This window comes from Prochlorococcus sp. MIT 1323 (assembly GCF_047304905.1).
GTDB lineage: Bacteria > Cyanobacteriota > Cyanobacteriia > PCC-6307 > Cyanobiaceae > Prochlorococcus > Prochlorococcus marinus_D.
In genome coordinates this window covers 160,494-177,361 of record NZ_CP138973.1, presented here as the reverse complement: position 1 = coordinate 177,361, position 16,868 = coordinate 160,494, and the positions used below count along the sequence as shown (strand labels likewise).

Genomic DNA, 16,868 nt, shown 5'->3' with positions numbered 1-16,868 from the left:
ATGGGCACCTACAAACGCTTTCCCGTCACTCTGTTACGCGGGAAAGGATGCTGGGTATGGGATGACAATGGTCGTCAATACCTTGACGCTGTTGCCGGTATCGCGACCTGCTCCCTCGGTCACAGTGACCGGGCCCTGCGCCGCTCTCTTGGCCAGCAGCTGAAACAACTTCAGCATGTTTCCAATCTGTATCGGATTCCTGAACAAGAGGCTCTTGCCCATTGGTTAGTAGAAAACAGCTGTGCAGACAGCGTGTTCTTCTGCAATTCCGGTGCAGAAGCCAACGAAGCCGCCATCAAGCTTGCTCGCAAACACGGTCATCGCCATCGCGGCATTGATCGGCCAATCATTCTCACCGCCAATTCCAGTTTCCACGGCCGCACACTTGCCGCCATAAGTGCCACAGGTCAGCCCAACTACCACAAAGGTTTCGAACCCATGGTTGAGGGCTTTGAATTTTTCCCGTTCAATGACCTCCAAGCCTTCGAGCAGCAGCTAAATCGCCTCGAAGCTCAGGGACCCTCTGTTGCCGCCGTGCTGATCGAACCACTGCAAGGTGAGGGTGGAGTCAATCCAGGCGAAGCAAGCTTCTTCCGGCGCCTTAGAGAGCTCTGTAACCAGCATCAGATCCTGCTGATCTTTGATGAAGTTCAGGTCGGGATGGGCCGTTGTGGTCACTGGTGGGGGTATCAGCAGCTTGGGGTCGAACCAGATGCCTTCACCTTGGCCAAAGGACTCGGGGGAGGCCATGCCATCGGAGCGTTGCTTGTCAAACAGCACGCTGATCTTTTCGAACCAGGTGACCACGCCAGTACTTTTGGCGGCAATCCCTTTGCCTGCAAGGCAGCTCTCACAGTTGCCAAGGAGATCGAACGACGGGGTTTGATCTCAAAGGTCCAGCAACGAGGCGCACAGCTTCGCGAAGGCCTCACTGACCTAGTGCAACGTTTCCCGAGGCAACTCAAAGGGGTAAGAGGCTGGGGGCTACTGCAGGGATTGGTGCTCCAAGACGAAAGCACATTCACAGCCCCAAATCTCGCCCAAGCCGCCCTTGAAGAAAAGCTACTGGTGATAGCAGCAGGCCCAAAGGTTGTGCGGATGGTGCCGCCGCTGGTGATTAAACCAAATGAAATCCGCCAACTGCTCCAACGTCTGGAGGCCACCCTGGCGCACTTCCGCTAAGTGGCCAAGCCCACAAGTCCAAGCAGGGAAGATTTAAGCGATCTGATCCCTCGTTTTGATCAGCGGGGGATGGATCTTGGCCTTGAACGCATGCAACAAGCACTGCAGGCCATGGGAAACCCCTGTGCCTCTATTCCAGCCATTCAGGTCGTAGGGACCAATGGCAAAGGATCCATCGCCAGCTTCATTGCCAGCAGCCTTAAGGCCGCTGGCATTCGCGTGGGTCTGACTACCTCACCTCACCTCGTGAGCTGGTGTGAACGAATCAGCAGCGATGGTGAGCTGATCTCAATCGTTGAGCTACGCCAACGACTCACCGCCCTTCAACCCCTTGCCCAAACTCACCGACTCACCCCCTTCGAGCTATTGATGGCCGCGGCTTTTGATCACTTCAGATCCTGCGAGGTAGAGCTGCTTGTGCTTGAGGTGGGCCTCGGAGGACGCCTCGATGCCACCACAGCTCATCCATACAGACCAATCATTGCCATGGCCAACATCGGCCTCGACCACTGCGAACACCTTGGTTACAGCCTGGAAGAGATAACAGCAGAAAAAAGTGCCGTCATCAGTCCTGGGGCTGCTGTCATCAGTGCTCGCCAACAAGCTGAAGTGGCGAGCATTCTTGAAGACAAGGCAAAACATCAACAAGCCCGCTTGCAATGGGTTTCACCCCTCCCAGAACACTGGGACTTGGGACTACCAGGAGTCTTGCAACGGCAGAACGCGGCGGTAGCCAAGGGTGCTCTTGAATCCCTGGCCCCACTTGGCTGGCGACTCAATCAAGACGTCATTCGCACAGGGCTGGCCAACGCCTACTGGCCTGCGCGGCTGCAGACCGTTCACTGGCAAAGCCAACCAGTGCTCATTGATGGTGCCCATAACCCACCAGCAGCCGAACGGTTGGCCCAAGAGCGGCAGCAGTGGAGCAATCAAGAGTTTGGGGTTTGCTGGGTGCTTGGTCTACAAGCCCACAAGCAAGCACCAGCCATGCTTCGCCATTTACTCAAGCCAAGCGATCTGGCTTGGATCGTGCCGGTGCCAGAACACTGCAGCTGGACGCAACACCAACTCGCAGCACACTGCCCGGACCTATCAAGCCAACTCCAATCTGCTGACAATGTTGAACAGGTCTTCTCCATCCTGCTCAAACAGAATCGATGGCCAAATCCACCTCCAGTTGTAGCTGGTTCCCTCTATTTATTAGGTGATCTTCTCGCAAAGCAAACCATCAAGGCAGAGTGAAAGGGTGCTGCCGTAAAGCCGATGCCGAGCTTGTTGTCGCAACGTCAAAGCCTGATGACGTTTCTGGGCTGGATGCTTTGCCTGCTGATCGCTATCCCTGCGCAGGCTCTCGACACCAGTTCAGGGGTTGGGCTACAGGATCGGGCTCTATTCCAAGAACGACTGGACTACACCCTCACCAACCAAAACGGGAAAGACTTCCACGCACAAGACCTCTCCAACTCATCCTTCGCTGGTGCCGTTGCGCGAGCTGCCGACTTCAGCAACAGCAATCTGCGTGGCGCGATCCTCACCCAAGGAACCTTTACCCAATCAAACTTCAGCGGCGCTGACCTCTCTGATGCACTGATGGATCGTGTCGACTTCGTCGATACGGATCTGCGCAATAGTGTCCTCAAAGGGGTGATTGCCTCAGGCAGCAGCTTCGCAGGAGCGCAGATTGATGGTGCCGACTTCAGCGATGCGCTACTCGATCTTGATGACCAGCGCCGCCTTTGCCTTGATGCCGACGGCATCAACCAGATCACCGGCATCGCAACCTTCGAGAGCTTGAATTGCTGAACGAATGGCTGTTACAACCAGCCCCTCAACTTGCCTGGATTGAGCACACCCTTGGGGTCATAACGTCGCTTAGCCGCCACCTGATCGGCATCAACAACCCCAAGCCCGCCATCCTCAACAGTGATCACATGCGGGTTGAACAAAACAGCCCCAAGCTGCCGGCAATCGTTCATTAGCTGCTCCAACGACTGCCGGCCGCGCCAGCGGACGATGGGTAATGCAGCCAGGCGTTGCACACCCTGCTGGCGCACCGCCTCCAGATGCCAAAGAAGATCATCGCCCCATTGCTGCTTGAGAACCTGCATCGCAGCTAACTCAGGCTGTGGCAAAAGCATCTGCAAGTAGGTCCAGTCGGGATCGACAGCACGCATGTGCATCGTGGTGTGGTTCCAGGTGAGCTCACGCAACCCTGTGCCACCCCGATCAGCCTCTGGGCCCCATACCCTGCAATGAGCTCCTGCCTCTGCTGCCAGACGCTTCAGGGTGCTAACACCATCGGGAGCCACAAGTAGCAGCAGGCGATGCTGACCATTAGAAGCACCACACCACTGAGGCAGCTGATCGACAATTGGTCGCTCATGCAAGCTACAGAGATGCAGATCAACTGCTGCACGAGTACAGCGGAGCGCAAGGGCCACGGCCTTTGACCAATCCTCACAATCGATCATCACTTCCTGCCAGGGCACAGCCGGAGCGGTTGCCAAGCTCAAGGCCGTGATGATGCCATTGCTGCCGTAAGCATGATTGAGGGCCTCCGATCCAGCCGCATCCAACTGCAACTGTTGGGGCGAATCCTCAGCGGTCACGACCTCCAAAGCCAACAGATGGCCTGGATCCCGCAAGAAACCCCAGCGCACAGAACCAATCCCACCCGAGCCGCCAGCCACGAATCCACCCACCGAAGCACTTCGCCAGCTAGATGGCAGCAGACGCAGCTGCCGACCATGGAGAGAAAGATGTTGATCTAGATCGCGCAGCAAACAGCCCGACTCCACCGTCACTACTCCCGTGTCGGGATCGAGATGCCGAACCTTAGAAAGTTCACCCATCAGCATGACCACCCCCCCCTGGAGAGGAACGCACTGGCCGTAGTTCCCTGTTCCTGAACCTCGCAGGGTCAAAGGGATGCCATACCTCGTGCAAGCACCAGCCACAACCGCCACCGCCGCCACCGTATGGGGGCGGACAACAACTTCGGCGCAACAGCCCTCCAGCTGCTCAAGCAATACAGGAGAGAAGTCATAGGCATCCCGTGAAAAGCGCTTCAACTCCACCGGCGCATCAATGAGCTCCAAATCAGCAACGGCCGTCAGCTCGGCACAACAATCGGCAAGGAGTCTGGTGCTGGTCATCGGCCAAACCGCTAAGACAAATTGATAGCGGCAATCCATCAACAGAGCAAACGTTAAGCAGCCAAGCAAGCCTCCAAAGCGGCTAAATCTCTAGACCTAGCAGCTAATTCAACTTTAAAAGCATAAGCAAACTAGACCCTACCTAGATCTCCAAAGCTACTATTAGTGACTAGATCTAAACAATATCTCCACCCGTAGAACTATAGTTACATGTGCAAGTTCTACAATCAATACCAGTTTCTCCGTTAAAGCCCATCAGCCATAACAGGCTCATAACTTTTAGAGCACAATCTTCTCTTTCAAAGAGGTTTGACACCTTGAATTCCGTCATTAGCACGAAGCCATTCTCCCTTCAGCGTTACAAATAAATATCTCTCAACCAACTCTTCAATCGCTCCAGTCAAAGATCAAAAAAACACTAATGTTGAATACCAACCCAAAAGGCTTCAACATTCAAACAATAAAATACCTGCTCTTTTTTGATTGAAGAAAGACGCTTATTGGTCTAGGTCTTGCAGCCAATTTCCATCAACAATCACCTGGCGGCGGGGTGGAGCAGCTAGGGCCTCAACCCAGCTGCCAGCCTCCAAAAGCAGCAGGTTGGCTGGGCTGCCTGGCTGCAATGTTCCCTCCCAAGATAGGTTCATCAGCCTGGCCGCAGCTGTGGTGAAAGGAGCAAGCCCTAAGCGCTGCCAAGGTGCCAGATGAGCCAAAGGCAACGAAAAAGCCATCAATGCCAAAGGGTCAAAGTTGCCAACCGGGAACCAGGGATCTTGAACGTTGTCGCCTCCCACAGCCACCGTTACCCCTGCCAGCTGGAGTTGATGGATGGGTGCCAGAGGTCGCTCCACAGGAGTGCGACGAGGTTGCTTCGACAACAACCAGCCATTGGTCAGAGGCAGAGACACCACATTGAGTCGATGATGCGCCATCCGATCAGCCAAACGACGCACTGCTCCCGGCGGCAACAACCCCATGCTGCTGGCATGACTACAAGTGATCGGCACTGTGATTGACATGCGATCAAGCACCAGCAGCAGTTGCTTTAAGCCAGCCGCAGGATGGCTTTGCGACTCATCAATGTGAAGGTCAATGCCACAGCCCAAGCGATCGGCAAGTTGCAGCATCTGCCGCAATGAATCTCGCGTCTTCCCCGGATCAAAAGGGGGCACAACCACACCACCCAGCAGACCTCCTACCGCTGCGACCCGACCCGCTAGCTGATCGCCTTCGCGAGTGCTCCAGTACTCAATCGGCACCAGAGCGACCCATTGCAACTCCATCCACTCTTGCCACTGACGCTGTAGATCAAGCAAAGCCTCCCAGCTGCTATCGGTCGCTGGACCAAGGCTGTCGACATGACTGCGCATGGCTCTCAAGCCATTCCTCAACGCAAGCTTGAGAGATCTCTCAGCACGCTGCCTCACCCCAATCAACGTGCGGCTTTGACGCTCCTTAAAGTTCGCAACCATGGCACCGCCATAGGTGCCCTGCAGGTTGGGAAACTCAAGCCAGGTGAATGCCTTGTCGAGGTGAGCATGGGGCTCTGCCAACCTCGGCAAAAGCAGCCGCTTCGGCGATAAAACATCAACATCAATCAGCTCAAAAGAGCAGAGGCGCCCGTCCTGCCAACAAATGCGCAGAGGACATAGACCCTCAGCAGTGACCCGTGCTGATAAGACATCCACTTCCCGTGTCAACAAACCACGCGGCACCCAAGCCTCTAGGCATCCCTTGCGCTCCTGGCTCACTCCACATTGCCCGGATCCGTCCGAGTCTGAATGGTCAGGAAACGCCCAGCGCCCGCAATAGTTCTCACGGTATAGGAGGGCAGACGCATCTTCGGGAGCAAATTCCGACCATCCAACTTGGTCGTGTAAAGACTGCCCAAACCAAAATTGAGTCTTGTGGTGAACTCTCCTGCAACGGATGCCAGCACCGGCTGTTGCGCTGCGATCAGCTCTGGACAATTTCTAATCCAAAGCCTCAACACCATCGGCAGCCCCTTCTGCTCACATAACTCCTCAGTCGCAAGTTCCACCAACTGATCACCTGCATAATCGCTGTAATCCTCCATGGAAGGGTTGGTCCAAACCAACACCGCACCACAACCTGCAAGGACTAAAACACCAGCCAAACATGGTCCGGATGGCCAGCAACGTTGATCAAATGGGTTCTGCAGGATGGCTTCAAGGCGAATTGGTAAATTCTTACCGACGCGGCGGGCGTCGCCAAGTGGTTAAGGCAGCGGCTTGTGGCGCCGCTATTCGGGGGTTCGAATCCCCTCGCTCGCCCTCAACTTTTCCATGGCTTCACAAGAGTCAAAGCGTCCACAACGAGCAAGCCCCAACTGCAACGCCTAGAAGCTCTTCGAAGCCTGCTAAGCGGTGTGATCGCCACCTTCACTGCTAGAAAAAGGCCAGCTGATCATCAAGGCCAGCCAAATTAAGCTGAATACGAGTGGCAAAAAGCATCTACCAGCAATGCTGAAGACACTCCAACGGCTGAGCAACTCAAGTAAATAAATAGCGCTCACGGCCTCATCTCCAAATCAACACAATCCATCAGGGCTCGACACACTCAAGGAGTTGATGAGATTGTTTCGATCGTTCGCTTCGCCTCTTGCCTTGGTCGCCACCTCCGCCCTCGCTAGTAATCCGGTAACAACCGCACAGCATCAAGGCAGTTTCTGGATTCAAACCTTCGGTTGTCAGATGAACAAGGCCGATTCAGAGCGCATGGCCGGAATTCTTGAAGCGATGGGATACCACGAGGCGCCAGCAGAACTAGAAGCTGATCTCGTGCTCTACAACACCTGCACAATTCGCGATAACGCCGAGCAGAAGGTTTATAGCTACCTAGGACGCCAGGCCCGCCGCAAACGAACACACCCCCATCTGAAGCTGGTCGTTGCCGGTTGCGTAGCACAACAGGAAGGAGAAGCGCTACTGCGACGAATCCCTGAACTCGACCTTGTGATGGGGCCCCAACACGCCAACCGCCTTGAAGCCCTACTCACACAGGTGGACAATGGTCAGCAGGTTGTCGCCACAGATGACAACCACATTCTCGAGGACCTCACCACAGCTCGACGGGACAGCACAATCTGCGCCTGGGTCAATGTGATTTACGGCTGTAACGAGCGTTGTACCTATTGCGTGGTGCCCTCCGTTCGGGGGAAGGAGCAATCAAGATCGCCAGAGGCGATCCGACTGGAGATCGAGGGCCTGGCCGCCCGTGGATTTCGGGAGATCACATTGCTTGGCCAGAACATTGATGCTTATGGACGCGATCTGCCCGGGATCACCCCTGAAGGCCGCCGCCAAAACACACTCACCGATCTTCTCCATCACATTCATGACGTGGAAGGAATCGAGCGCATCCGCTTTGCGACAAGCCATCCGCGCTACTTCACGGAACGATTGATCGAAGCTTGCTTTGATCTACCCAAAGTGTGCGAACACTTCCACATCCCTTTCCAAAGCGGTGATAACGATGTGCTTAAGGCCATGGCTAGGGGTTACACAGTGGAGCGTTATCGACGCATCGTGAACAGAATCCGGGAGCTTATGCCCGATGCCGCTATCAGTACTGATGTGATCGTGGCCTTCCCAGGCGAAACCGACGCCCAGTTCCAAAACACCTTGAACCTCGTCGAGGAAGTGGGTTTCGACCAGGTAAACACCGCGGCTTACTCCCCCCGTCCAAATACGCCTGCAGCCACCTGGAGCAACCAACTCCCCGAAGCGGTGAAAGTGGAGCGACTCAAGCAACTCAATGCGCTGGTGGAACGCGTAGCCCTGCAGCGCAATAGCCGCTACTCCGGCAAGGTAGAGCAGGTGCTAGCCGAAGGGATCAATCCCAAAAAACCACAACAGCTGATGGGACGCACCCGCACCAACCGGCTCACATTCTTTGCGGCCGAAGGACCCCAAGGTTGCCGCTATAGCCCAGGCGATCTCGTCGACATTCAGATTAATAGTGTGCGTGCTTTCTCCCTGAGCGGAACCCCTTGTGAGCAAACCAGAAGTCGGCACTGATACCTTTGGTCGCTAACAACCAAGGCCTTGCAGGATCTCCATGCCTTCCTCCCGCACCTGTGTAGGCGTGGTGTTCGGCGGCGCGTCCGAGGAACATGCCGTTTCAATCCGATCAGCCATCACAGTGGTCGGTGCCCTACGCAGCGGAGTGAACAACAATCGCTTCGAGGTCATTGCGATTTACATCGACCAACGAGGCCGCTGGTGGCCAGCATGCGTGGCTGAAGCAGTGCTGAAGCAAGGTCATCCCGCCAAACCGGAACAACTGTCGACGCCCCTTGCCCCGCAGGGCTTTACCAAACTGCCTGAGGGGAGCGAAAGGGTACAGGTCTGGTATCCAGTTCTGCATGGTCCCAATGGCGAAGACGGCACCGTGCAAGGCCTATTCACACTGATGGGAAAACCTTTTGTGGGTTCAGGCGTACTCGGCTCTGCCCTCAGCATGGACAAGTTGGCCATGAAAGCCGCCTTCGCTGCAGCAGGGTTACCCCAGGTGCCTTACGTCGCCGTTGATGCCGCAGAGCTCATCGGCAATGAATCGCGTCAAGGCGTCGCCAAACACTTGGAGGCCAAACTCAAATACCCATGTTTTGTCAAACCCGCCAACCTGGGTTCTTCAGTCGGTATTAGCAAAGCTCAAAACCGCAAAGAGCTGCTTATCGGTCTCGACAAGGCTGCCAGCCTTGATCGGCGCATTGTGGTGGAGCAGGGAGTGAGCGCAAGAGAGCTTGAATGCGCTGTCCTAGGCAAGCGTGAGCTGCAAACCTCGGTCGTAGGGGAGATTTGCTTTGATGCGGACTGGTACGACTACGACACCAAATACAGCGAAAATTGCAGCCATACGCTCATTCCAGCGCCTCTACCAGAGGGAGTTGAAGCACAAATCCGCACACTGGCGTTACAAGCCTGTCGCTGCGTAGCCGCCCATGGCATGGCCAGGGTCGACTTTTTTTACAACGCTGCACGCAATGAAATTTGGCTCAATGAGATCAACACCCTGCCAGGCTTCACATCTCAGAGCATGTATCCAATGCTCTGGGAGGCTTCTGGTGTAACGCTCGAAGAGCTCGTGAGCCAACTTGTGATCACAGCGGGAGAATAAACAAGTTCCAACTTGATGGCATTCCGGACTTCCATCTTTGACCTGCCAATGATTCACGGTCTGCTCTGGTTCCCCTTGCTCCTGGTCTTTGTGCTTCTCACTGCTCTCGGGTGGCTAGAGAGGCGGCGGCAAAACCTCTTCCGCGTCTGGGCTGAGGACTCTGAACTATCTAAACTGGACGGCTCAGGAGCTGCTCGACTGAAACAAGGCATGCTCAGCTGGAGCAGCTTTGAAGCAGGCCGTTTTCAAGAGCAGGGCAACTTTGAAGTCACCAAGTTGGAGATGCTGGAACTGATGGCCCTTACCTCAGGGGAAGCCCCTCTCACCCAAGAATCTCAGGGCCGTTGTCGACTTCGGCTAATCGGCAATGGCCAAGAAATGGATGTGCCCTTTGCCGATGCAGAACAGGCTCGCCGTTGGGTGGATCAGCTGATGGCCCGGGCACGCTGTGACCTGTGAGCTCATCCACCCCTGATCGACGGCCTGCAAACGGCCCAGGGGTAGAGAGGCGGCGCCGGTTGCGCCAACAACGCCGCCGAGAGCAACTGATCTACCTCTGGCGAATGTTGACATTCATCTCTATTGCCGCAGGCCTGGGATGGGTACTACTCAGCCAAGGATGGAGCCTCAACAACGCCAAGCAAATCCATGTGCAAGGCAGCCGCAACATCCAAACAAACACCGTGATCAAGGCCGGTAAGCTCCACTTCCCCCAGCCACTTCTTGGTTTCAACCCCAAAGAACTAGAGCAAACCCTGCTGCGCAAACTGCCGCTCAACTCGGTCGTCGTGCAAAGGCGCCTACTCCCTCCAGGAATAGATGTGGCTCTTCAAGAACGAAAACCCGTTGCTTATGCACTACGAAAACGCGCCTATGGCCAAGAGCAGGGCATGGTCGACAGCACTGCGATGTGGATACCACTCAACGTGGCAAAACAAGGCGAGCGTCCCTCTACAAACTTAACCGTGGAAGGCTGGACGGCCAGCAAACGGCAAGCCATTTCCCAGGTACTTGAGCAACGAAATCAGCTTGGCAGCCCCCTAGAGCGAATCCTCGTGGCTCCTGATGGAGAGCTCAGCCTGCAAACCAAGACCCTTGGCCTGATCCAGCTAGGCAGCAATAGCACCCTGCTAAAGGAGCAACTAGAAACTGTGGCCCAATTGAGCAAAACCCTGCCGTCAAGTTTTCGCCATAAAACAGGCACAACAATCGACATGAGCGATCCCTCCAAACCGGAACTGCAAATGCCCCAACCTTCTAAGTGAGGTCAATCGTCCTGCAAGGCATGTCAAGCAAAAGCAATGACAGTTGACCTGAAATCGCCAAATGTCCGTTGCAGAGATGGCGCAAAAAATCAACTGTGTTGAAACTTTCAGCGAAAAGCTCCAACACGGACATAATGCATCAACACCTCAATGGTTCGACATCGACAATGGAGATGGCGATCAAAAACATGTCCATGTCCACCTCCATGGAGACCGCAGGGATCCTTCCCAGCCAATCAGCTCGCATTGAAGTAATTGGCGTCGGCGGAGGCGGCAGCAATGCCGTCAACCGCATGATTCTCAGTGACCTCGATGGTGTGAACTATCGGGTCATGAATACGGACGCTCAGGCCCTGCTTCAGTCTGCAGCCAGTAACCGCGTGCAGCTGGGTCAGACCCTTACGAGGGGGTTAGGAGCTGGCGGTAATCCCAGCATCGGTCAGAAGGCGGCGGAGGAATCTCGAGCAGAACTGCAACAAGCTCTGCAAGGAGTCGATCTCGTCTTCATCGCCGTTGGCATGGGTGGCGGGACCGGCACTGGTGCCGCTCCAGTGGTTGCCGAAGTTGCCAAGGAAAGCGGCGCGCTCACTGTGGGCATCGTCACCAAACCCTTTAGCTTTGAGGGACGTCGTCGCATGCGACAGGCCGCTGAAGGCATTAGCCGCCTGGCCGATCATGTGGATACCTTGATTGTGATCCCCAACGACCGCATTAAAGACGTCATCTCCGAAGCTCCGCTTCAAGAAGCCTTCCGAAGTGCAGATGACATCCTGCGTATGGGTGTTAAAGGCATCAGCGACATCATCACCTGTCCTGGTCTTGTAAATGTGGACTTCGCCGACGTGCGTTCGGTGATGACCGAAGCCGGCACGGCCCTGCTGGGGATTGGTGAAGGTTCAGGACGTTCCAGGGCGATAGAAGCAGCCCAAGCAGCCATCAGTAGTCCGCTACTGGAGGCTGCCCGCATCGACGGAGCCAAAGGTTGCGTCATCAACATCAGCGGCGGTCGCGACATGACCCTTGAGGACATGACCTCCGCATCGGAAGTGATCTACGACGTGGTCGATCCAGAAGCCAACATCATTGTTGGAGCTGTGGTGGACGAAAAACTCGAAGGTGAAGTCCACGTCACCGTGATCGCCACAGGCTTTGAAGGCAACCAGCCCTACCGGAGCGAACGCTCAATCAACAAGATTGCCTCTCAATCGATCTATAGCCAGCCTGAAGCAAACGAATCGGGTGCACGAATTCCCGAATTCCTGCGCAAGCGTCAACCTCGCAACGATAACGAGATCTAACCTTCGTCCATGTGGGTGACCCGGAGTCCACGCCTGTCACGAGCATCCCGTGTGGCTGCTCCCTTCCGGTCCTGACCAGATTTAGGCGTCGCGGCCGCATGGGTCCGAGTCAACACGATGCTAGCAATGGACCCTCGAGGGCATGGAGAAGCAGATGCGCCCCAGCGAATTAACTCAACTCAAGCAGGACGGGCGAGCGATCAGCATCCTCACAGCCTGGGATGGCATAAGCGCGGCCTTGGTTGAGGCCGCTGGAGCCGATGTGGTTCTAGTAGGAGACTCGCTAGCGATGGTGGCACTGTGCCATGCAACCACCCTGCCTGTGACAGTGGAGCAGATGCTCCACCACACCCAAGCGGTGGGTAGGGGTTTCACTCGCCCTCTGCCACAACAGCCCCTCGTCGTCTGCGACCTCCCATTCCTGAGCTATCAATGTGGAGAAGACAAGGCTGTAGCTGCAGCTGGAAGCCTGCTCAAGCACTCCTGTGCAGCCGCCGTGAAGCTAGAAGGAGCAGAGCCAGAGGTCCTAGCAGTCATTGAGCGTCTGGTGCGGATGGGGATCCCAGTCATGGGGCATTTGGGCCTCACTCCACAAGCAGTACATCAGCTCGGCTACCGCCGTCAGGCGGAGGACCCTCGCAGCCAAGCGCAACTGCTGCAACAAGCAAAACAACTTGAGCAAGCGGGCTGTTTCGCCCTAGTGGTCGAACATGTGCCGAGTTCCATCGCTCGTTGCCTGAGTCAACAACTCACCATCCCCGTGATCGGTATCGGCGCTGGCGAAGATTGCGATGGACAGGTAAGGGTCACCGCTGACCTGTTGGGACTGACTCCCAGCCAACCCCCCTTCAGTCCGCCATTGATCCAAGGTCGCCAGCTTTGCGTAGAAGCCCTTCAAGGTTGGGTGAAGCAACTGCATCAGCAGGCAGAGACTGCCACCACAACAACATCTCCACCAGAACCTGATTGCTGATGGCCATCCCCTCGGGGTCACTGAGCTGCCAACGTCGTCCATGCAGCTCTAACCAGCCCCGATCCAACGCCGCCTGCCAGCGCACATGCAACGACGGCAATAGAGCGTTGCACTGCTCATGAGTCCAGCCCCAAGCCCTACTGAGGGCCTCAAGATCCACTCCCTCACGGCAACGCAAACCCACCAAGAACTGTTCATCCAGAGGTAAGGGTCTTGCCTGAGCCGCAACTAGAGAGGAATCCAATCCTTCTGCCTCCTGAACCTCAATCCAGTTGCAGTAACCATCCCTTGTGCGCGGACGAGCCAGCCTCTCGCCCCAGGGCGCACTGGTCGCACCCTGACCAAAAGCCCACCACCCTGCCCCACTCCAGTACACGCGGTTGTGGCGTGAGGCGTGCCCTGGCAAGGCGTAATTGGAGATTTCATAGCGACCAAATCCTGCCTGACGAAGCAAGACACTGGTGGTCTGCATCTGCTCAGCTGCTAAATCATCATTGGGCAAATCCAACTCCCCACGCCGCTGACGCCAAGCAAATACCGTGCCTGGTTCAACAGATAAATCGTAGATCGAAAGATGAGGTGAACCAGTATCAATGGCCTCAACAAGCTGTTGCTTCCATGCCACCAACTCCTGTCCAGGCAGGTTCTGGATGAGATCCAAACTCCAACTTTTCAACTCTCCGCACTGATGAGCCTGATGCAACCATGCGCAAGCCTCCAGTAAATGGTGGCGACGATGACGGCGCCCAAGCGTCTCGAGCACTGCATCATCGAAACTCTGCCCCCCCAAGCTCACCCTGTTGATACCAGCCGCTAGCACGGCCTCTAGATAAGCCTGATCGAAACTAGCTGGATCCATTTCCAGCGTGATCTCTGCACCAAGTTGAACGCCAAACCGTTGGCGTAGCTGATCCAACAGGGCACCAATCTGAGCTGAGCTGAGCAGAGATGGTGTTCCGCCGCCGATGTAAACCGTGGCCAGTGTTGGCCCAGACTTGACAAGCGCAATCTCCCGTTGCAATAGCTGCAGATAAGACTGAATCGAGGCGCTGCCAGAACCCCTTGCCCCATTGGCATGATCGCCAAGGGGCACGACAGCGAAATCACAATAAAAGCAACGCCGATGGCAGAAAGGAATATGCAGATAGGCACTGCGAGGTGGCAACACAGCAAAACCGTCTCTCATCAATCAATCCGCAAAGGTGCGGACATCTGCCCGGGCCAAGCTCCAGAGGATGGTGCATGCTGCCTGCATCTGGAGCGAGCAAGCACGATCTGACCCCATGGTTGACCTGCTCATCCTGGTGCTGTTTCTGATCTCTGGCGCGGCCACTGGCTGGCTAGGAGTTGAGCTGTTGCCCGAACAGCTTCTGGAACAAACGATCAATATCGATCGACTGAGGTTGGTCCTGAGTGGGTTGAGCGCCTGCTTTGGACTTTTGGCTGGATTCTTCTTCCAGCGACTGCGGCAAAGGCTGATGCAGCAGGTTCGCACGATGCCCACCGACCTCTTGGTCAGTCGAGCCGTAGGCCTCATTCTTGGCCTACTGGTTGCCAATTTGCTGCTGGCACCAATCCTGCTTTTGCCACTCCCATTTGAGGTTGTGTTGGTGAAGCCTCTGGCCGCAGTACTGAGCAATGTCTTCTTTGGGGTCCTTGGATACAACCTGGCGGAGGTCCACGGCCGAACCCTGCTACGCCTGTTCAATCCCAACAGCACCGAGGCGTTACTGGTCGCCGATGGGGTTCTAACACCTGCCACTGCAAAGATTCTCGACACCAGCGTGATCATCGATGGCCGCATTCGTGGACTACTGGCCTGCGGATTGCTGGAAGGTCAGGCAATCGTGGCCCAAACCGTGATTGATGAACTGCAACAGCTGGCCGATTCAAGCAATGCCGAAAAACGAGCCAAAGGTCGACGCGGTTTGAAGTTGCTCACTGAATTACGCGAAAGCTATGGCAGAAGGCTGGTTTTAAACAGCACCCGATACGAGGGATCGGGCACTGACGAGCGACTGCTCAAACTCACTGCCGATACAGGCGGAATCTTGATCACTGCCGATTACAACCTCGCCCAAGTCGCCAAGGTCAAAGACCTCAAAGCCATCAACCTCAGCGAAATCGTGATTGCCCTGCGACCTGAAGTACAACCCGGCGACGAGCTGAATCTCAAGATCGTCAAACAGGGCAAGGAAGACAACCAGGGGGTGGGCTATCTAGAAGACGGCACGATGGTGGTGGTGGAGGGCGGCAGAGAGGCCATTGGACAGCGGCTACCCGTTGTGATCACTGGAGCGCTGCAAACCCCTACCGGCAGGATGGTCTTTGGAAGGTTCGAGAAAAATCAGCCAACCCGCAAATCAAGTAAGACCAGCGAGCGCCCACCGGCCAACCCTCGCTAGTCTCCAAACTCCGCCAAAGATGTGCTGCAGATGACAGTGTCAGCTCCCTACTACGGCGAATCAACCGTGATGCGTACACCGCCTCCGGATTTGCCATCGCTACTTCTCAAGGAACGCATTGTCTACCTAGGACTGCCCCTGTTCTCCGACGACGATGCCAAGCGGCAGCTGGGCATGGATGTGACCGAACTGATCATTGCCCAACTTCTCTATCTGGAGTTCGACAACCCAGAAAAGCCCATCTACTTCTATATCAACTCCACTGGTACCAGCTGGTATACGGGTGATGCCGTCGGCTTTGAAACCGAAGCTTTTGCGATCTGTGACACCCTGCGTTACGTCAAACCCCCTGTCCACACCATCTGCATCGGCCAAGCAATGGGCACGGCAGCGGTGATTCTCTCGGCAGGCACCAAAGGCCACAGGGCCGCCCTTCCCCACGCCTCAATCGTGCTGCACCAACCTCGCAGTGGTGCCCAAGGTCAAGCCACCGACATTCAGATCCGTGCCAAGGAAGTGCTGCATAACAAGCAAGCCATGCTCAAAATTCTTGCCAGCAACACAGGCCGCAGCATTGAGCAGTTATCAAAGGATTCTGATCGAATGAGTTATCTCACCCCTGGGGACGCTGTCGAATACGGCATCATCGATCGGATTCTCAGCAGCCGTAAAGAGCTACCCAGTTCAGAGTCACTGAACTGAACGATCCACTGCAACCCTGGACTCAACCCTTCCAGGCTCAATCTCAGATCATTCCTAATCCAATTCTGATTTCCTCCTTTCTTTTTTCACTATGCCGATCGGTACCCCAAGCGTTCCCTACCGTCTTCCCGGCAGCCAGATGGAGCGCTGGGTCGACATCTATACCCGCCTTGGGGTGGAAAGGATCTTGTTCCTTGGCCAGGAAGTCAGTGATGGTGTTGCCAATAGCTTGGTAGCACAGATGCTCTACCTCGATTCTGAAGACAGCACAAAACCGATCTATCTGTACATCAACTCCCCAGGTGGATCAGTCACTGCTGGCCTGGCGATCTACGACACGATGAAATACGTCAAAAGTGATGTCGTAACAATCTGCGTTGGCTTAGCAGCTTCGATGGGCGCCTTCCTTCTCACTGCAGGAACCAAAGGGAAAAGACTCGCCCTGCCCCACAGCCGAATCATGATCCACCAACCGCTGGGTGGAACCAACCAACGACAAGCCAGCGACATCGAAATCGAAGCGCGAGAAATCCTGCGCATCAAAGACATGCTCAACCACTCCATGGCAGAGCTGACAGGTCAGACCTTTGAAAAAATCGAAAAAGACACCGACCGCGACTACTTCTTAAGTGCAGCCGAGGCCAAAGACTATGGCCTCATCGATCGTGTGATTGCCCACCCGAACGAAGCCTGATGCGTTGGTTGCACTGACAACCGAGAAGGACTATTAGGCCTTCAGCCAAAGC

General features: G+C 55.5%; 15 protein-coding genes, 1 tRNA gene, 1 other RNA gene and 1 pseudogene. 13 read left to right on the top strand and 5 right to left on the bottom strand.

Annotated features, from left to right (window positions below):
- From SIB68_RS00775 to SIB68_RS00765, 3 genes are read left to right on the top strand one after another with little or no spacing between them, the layout of a single operon-like run.
- Nucleotides 1-1,182: an aspartate aminotransferase family protein gene (locus SIB68_RS00775; protein ID WP_063399771.1), complete on the top strand. Its 1,182-nt coding sequence runs from the start codon at nucleotides 1-3 to the stop codon at nucleotides 1,180-1,182.
- Entirely contained in the window at nucleotides 1,183-2,424 is a 1,242-nt protein-coding gene (locus tag SIB68_RS00770) for a bifunctional folylpolyglutamate synthase/dihydrofolate synthase (protein ID WP_063399607.1), read from the top strand.
- A gap of 21 nt (nucleotides 2,425-2,445) precedes the next feature.
- Entirely contained in the window at nucleotides 2,446-2,985 is a 540-nt protein-coding gene (locus SIB68_RS00765) for a pentapeptide repeat-containing protein (protein ID WP_063399608.1), read from the top strand.
- Between the two features lie 11 nt (nucleotides 2,986-2,996).
- Here the strand turns inward: SIB68_RS00765 and SIB68_RS00760 are convergent, their stop codons facing one another.
- The 3 genes from SIB68_RS00760 to SIB68_RS00750 all read right to left on the bottom strand — a co-directional run bounded on the left by SIB68_RS00760 (nucleotide 2,997) and on the right by SIB68_RS00750 (nucleotide 6,519).
- A complete protein-coding gene (locus SIB68_RS00760) occupies nucleotides 2,997-4,376 on the bottom strand; it encodes an FAD-binding oxidoreductase (RefSeq protein ID WP_081215478.1) in 1,380 nt (459 codons plus the stop codon).
- Nucleotides 4,377-4,834: 458 nt separating this feature from the next.
- Nucleotides 4,835-6,088, bottom strand: coding sequence for an amidohydrolase family protein (locus SIB68_RS00755; RefSeq protein ID WP_063399609.1), 1,254 nt, complete (start codon nucleotides 6,086-6,088; stop codon nucleotides 4,835-4,837).
- Complete coding sequence (locus SIB68_RS00750) at nucleotides 6,085-6,519, bottom strand: DUF4359 domain-containing protein (protein WP_063399610.1); 435 nt, start codon at nucleotides 6,517-6,519, stop codon at nucleotides 6,085-6,087. Before SIB68_RS00750 ends, SIB68_RS00755 begins: the two co-directional genes overlap by 4 nt.
- A gap of 39 nt (nucleotides 6,520-6,558) precedes the next feature.
- Here SIB68_RS00750 and SIB68_RS00745 point away from each other — a divergent pair.
- The 6 genes from SIB68_RS00745 (at nucleotide 6,559) to ftsZ (ending at nucleotide 12,042) form a co-directional block, all read left to right on the top strand.
- Nucleotides 6,559-6,631, top strand: a tRNA-His gene (locus SIB68_RS00745).
- 303 nt (nucleotides 6,632-6,934) lie between these two features.
- Nucleotides 6,935-8,377 carry a tRNA (N6-isopentenyl adenosine(37)-C2)-methylthiotransferase MiaB gene (miaB, locus tag SIB68_RS00740; protein WP_063399775.1) on the top strand — a complete coding sequence of 481 codons (1,443 nt, stop codon included), beginning with the start codon at nucleotides 6,935-6,937 and terminating at the stop codon, nucleotides 8,375-8,377.
- A gap of 40 nt (nucleotides 8,378-8,417) precedes the next feature.
- On the top strand, nucleotides 8,418-9,479 hold the full coding sequence (locus tag SIB68_RS00735) for a D-alanine--D-alanine ligase family protein (RefSeq protein WP_063399611.1): 1,062 nt from the start codon (nucleotides 8,418-8,420) through the stop codon (nucleotides 9,477-9,479).
- A gap of 48 nt (nucleotides 9,480-9,527) precedes the next feature.
- Complete coding sequence (locus SIB68_RS00730; RefSeq protein WP_036911846.1) at nucleotides 9,528-9,938, top strand: hypothetical protein; 411 nt, start codon at nucleotides 9,528-9,530, stop codon at nucleotides 9,936-9,938.
- Nucleotides 9,935-10,744 (top strand): cell division protein FtsQ/DivIB, encoded by an 810-nt coding sequence (locus tag SIB68_RS00725; RefSeq protein ID WP_063399612.1) that lies wholly within the window; start codon nucleotides 9,935-9,937, stop codon nucleotides 10,742-10,744. The genes SIB68_RS00730 and SIB68_RS00725 overlap by 4 nt, the downstream gene beginning before the upstream one ends.
- Nucleotides 10,745-10,932: 188 nt before the next feature.
- Complete coding sequence (gene ftsZ, locus SIB68_RS00720; RefSeq protein WP_196757088.1) at nucleotides 10,933-12,042, top strand: cell division protein FtsZ; 1,110 nt, start codon at nucleotides 10,933-10,935, stop codon at nucleotides 12,040-12,042.
- 14 nt (nucleotides 12,043-12,056) lie between these two features.
- Here ftsZ and ffs read toward each other — a convergent pair.
- Nucleotides 12,057-12,153: signal recognition particle sRNA small type (gene ffs / locus SIB68_RS00715), an RNA gene on the bottom strand.
- 43 nt (nucleotides 12,154-12,196) lie between these two features.
- Here ffs and panB point away from each other — a divergent pair.
- A complete protein-coding gene (panB, locus tag SIB68_RS00710; RefSeq protein WP_074160272.1) occupies nucleotides 12,197-13,015 on the top strand; it encodes a 3-methyl-2-oxobutanoate hydroxymethyltransferase in 819 nt (272 codons plus the stop codon).
- A gap of 181 nt (nucleotides 13,016-13,196) precedes the next feature.
- Here panB and hemW read toward each other — a convergent pair.
- Nucleotides 13,197-14,201 (bottom strand): annotated as a pseudogene (hemW, locus tag SIB68_RS00705) (radical SAM family heme chaperone HemW); the annotation flags it as partial.
- Between the two features lie 49 nt (nucleotides 14,202-14,250).
- Here hemW and SIB68_RS00700 point away from each other — a divergent pair.
- The 3 genes from SIB68_RS00700 (at nucleotide 14,251) to SIB68_RS00690 (ending at nucleotide 16,816) form a co-directional block, all read left to right on the top strand.
- Nucleotides 14,251-15,420 carry a PIN/TRAM domain-containing protein gene (locus SIB68_RS00700; RefSeq protein WP_063399615.1) on the top strand — a complete coding sequence of 390 codons (1,170 nt, stop codon included), beginning with the start codon at nucleotides 14,251-14,253 and terminating at the stop codon, nucleotides 15,418-15,420.
- Between the two features lie 30 nt (nucleotides 15,421-15,450).
- Complete coding sequence (locus SIB68_RS00695) at nucleotides 15,451-16,122, top strand: ATP-dependent Clp protease proteolytic subunit (RefSeq protein ID WP_011129694.1); 672 nt, start codon at nucleotides 15,451-15,453, stop codon at nucleotides 16,120-16,122.
- Nucleotides 16,123-16,213: 91 nt separating this feature from the next.
- Nucleotides 16,214-16,816, top strand: coding sequence for an ATP-dependent Clp protease proteolytic subunit (locus tag SIB68_RS00690; RefSeq protein ID WP_011826624.1), 603 nt, complete (start codon nucleotides 16,214-16,216; stop codon nucleotides 16,814-16,816).
- Nucleotides 16,817-16,868: the final 52 nt, after the last annotated feature.

Excerpts from the sequence above, each read along its gene's own strand:
- SIB68_RS00775 (WP_063399771.1), top strand. The coding sequence starts at position 1 with ATGGGCACCTACAAACGCTTTCCCGTCACTCTGTTACGCGGGAAAGGA.
- SIB68_RS00765 (WP_063399608.1), top strand. The coding sequence starts at position 2,446 with ATGCCGAGCTTGTTGTCGCAACGTCAAAGCCTGATGACGTTTCTGGGC.
- SIB68_RS00760 (WP_081215478.1), bottom strand. The coding sequence starts at position 4,376 with ATGGATTGCCGCTATCAATTTGTCTTAGCGGTTTGGCCGATGACCAGC.
- SIB68_RS00735 (WP_063399611.1), top strand. The coding sequence starts at position 8,418 with ATGCCTTCCTCCCGCACCTGTGTAGGCGTGGTGTTCGGCGGCGCGTCC.
- SIB68_RS00730 (WP_036911846.1), top strand. The coding sequence starts at position 9,528 with ATGATTCACGGTCTGCTCTGGTTCCCCTTGCTCCTGGTCTTTGTGCTT.
- ftsZ (WP_196757088.1), top strand. The coding sequence starts at position 10,933 with ATGTCCATGTCCACCTCCATGGAGACCGCAGGGATCCTTCCCAGCCAA.
- panB (WP_074160272.1), top strand. The coding sequence starts at position 12,197 with ATGCGCCCCAGCGAATTAACTCAACTCAAGCAGGACGGGCGAGCGATC.
- SIB68_RS00700 (WP_063399615.1), top strand. The coding sequence starts at position 14,251 with ATGGTGCATGCTGCCTGCATCTGGAGCGAGCAAGCACGATCTGACCCC.
- SIB68_RS00695 (WP_011129694.1), top strand. The coding sequence starts at position 15,451 with ATGACAGTGTCAGCTCCCTACTACGGCGAATCAACCGTGATGCGTACA.
- SIB68_RS00690 (WP_011826624.1), top strand. The coding sequence starts at position 16,214 with ATGCCGATCGGTACCCCAAGCGTTCCCTACCGTCTTCCCGGCAGCCAG.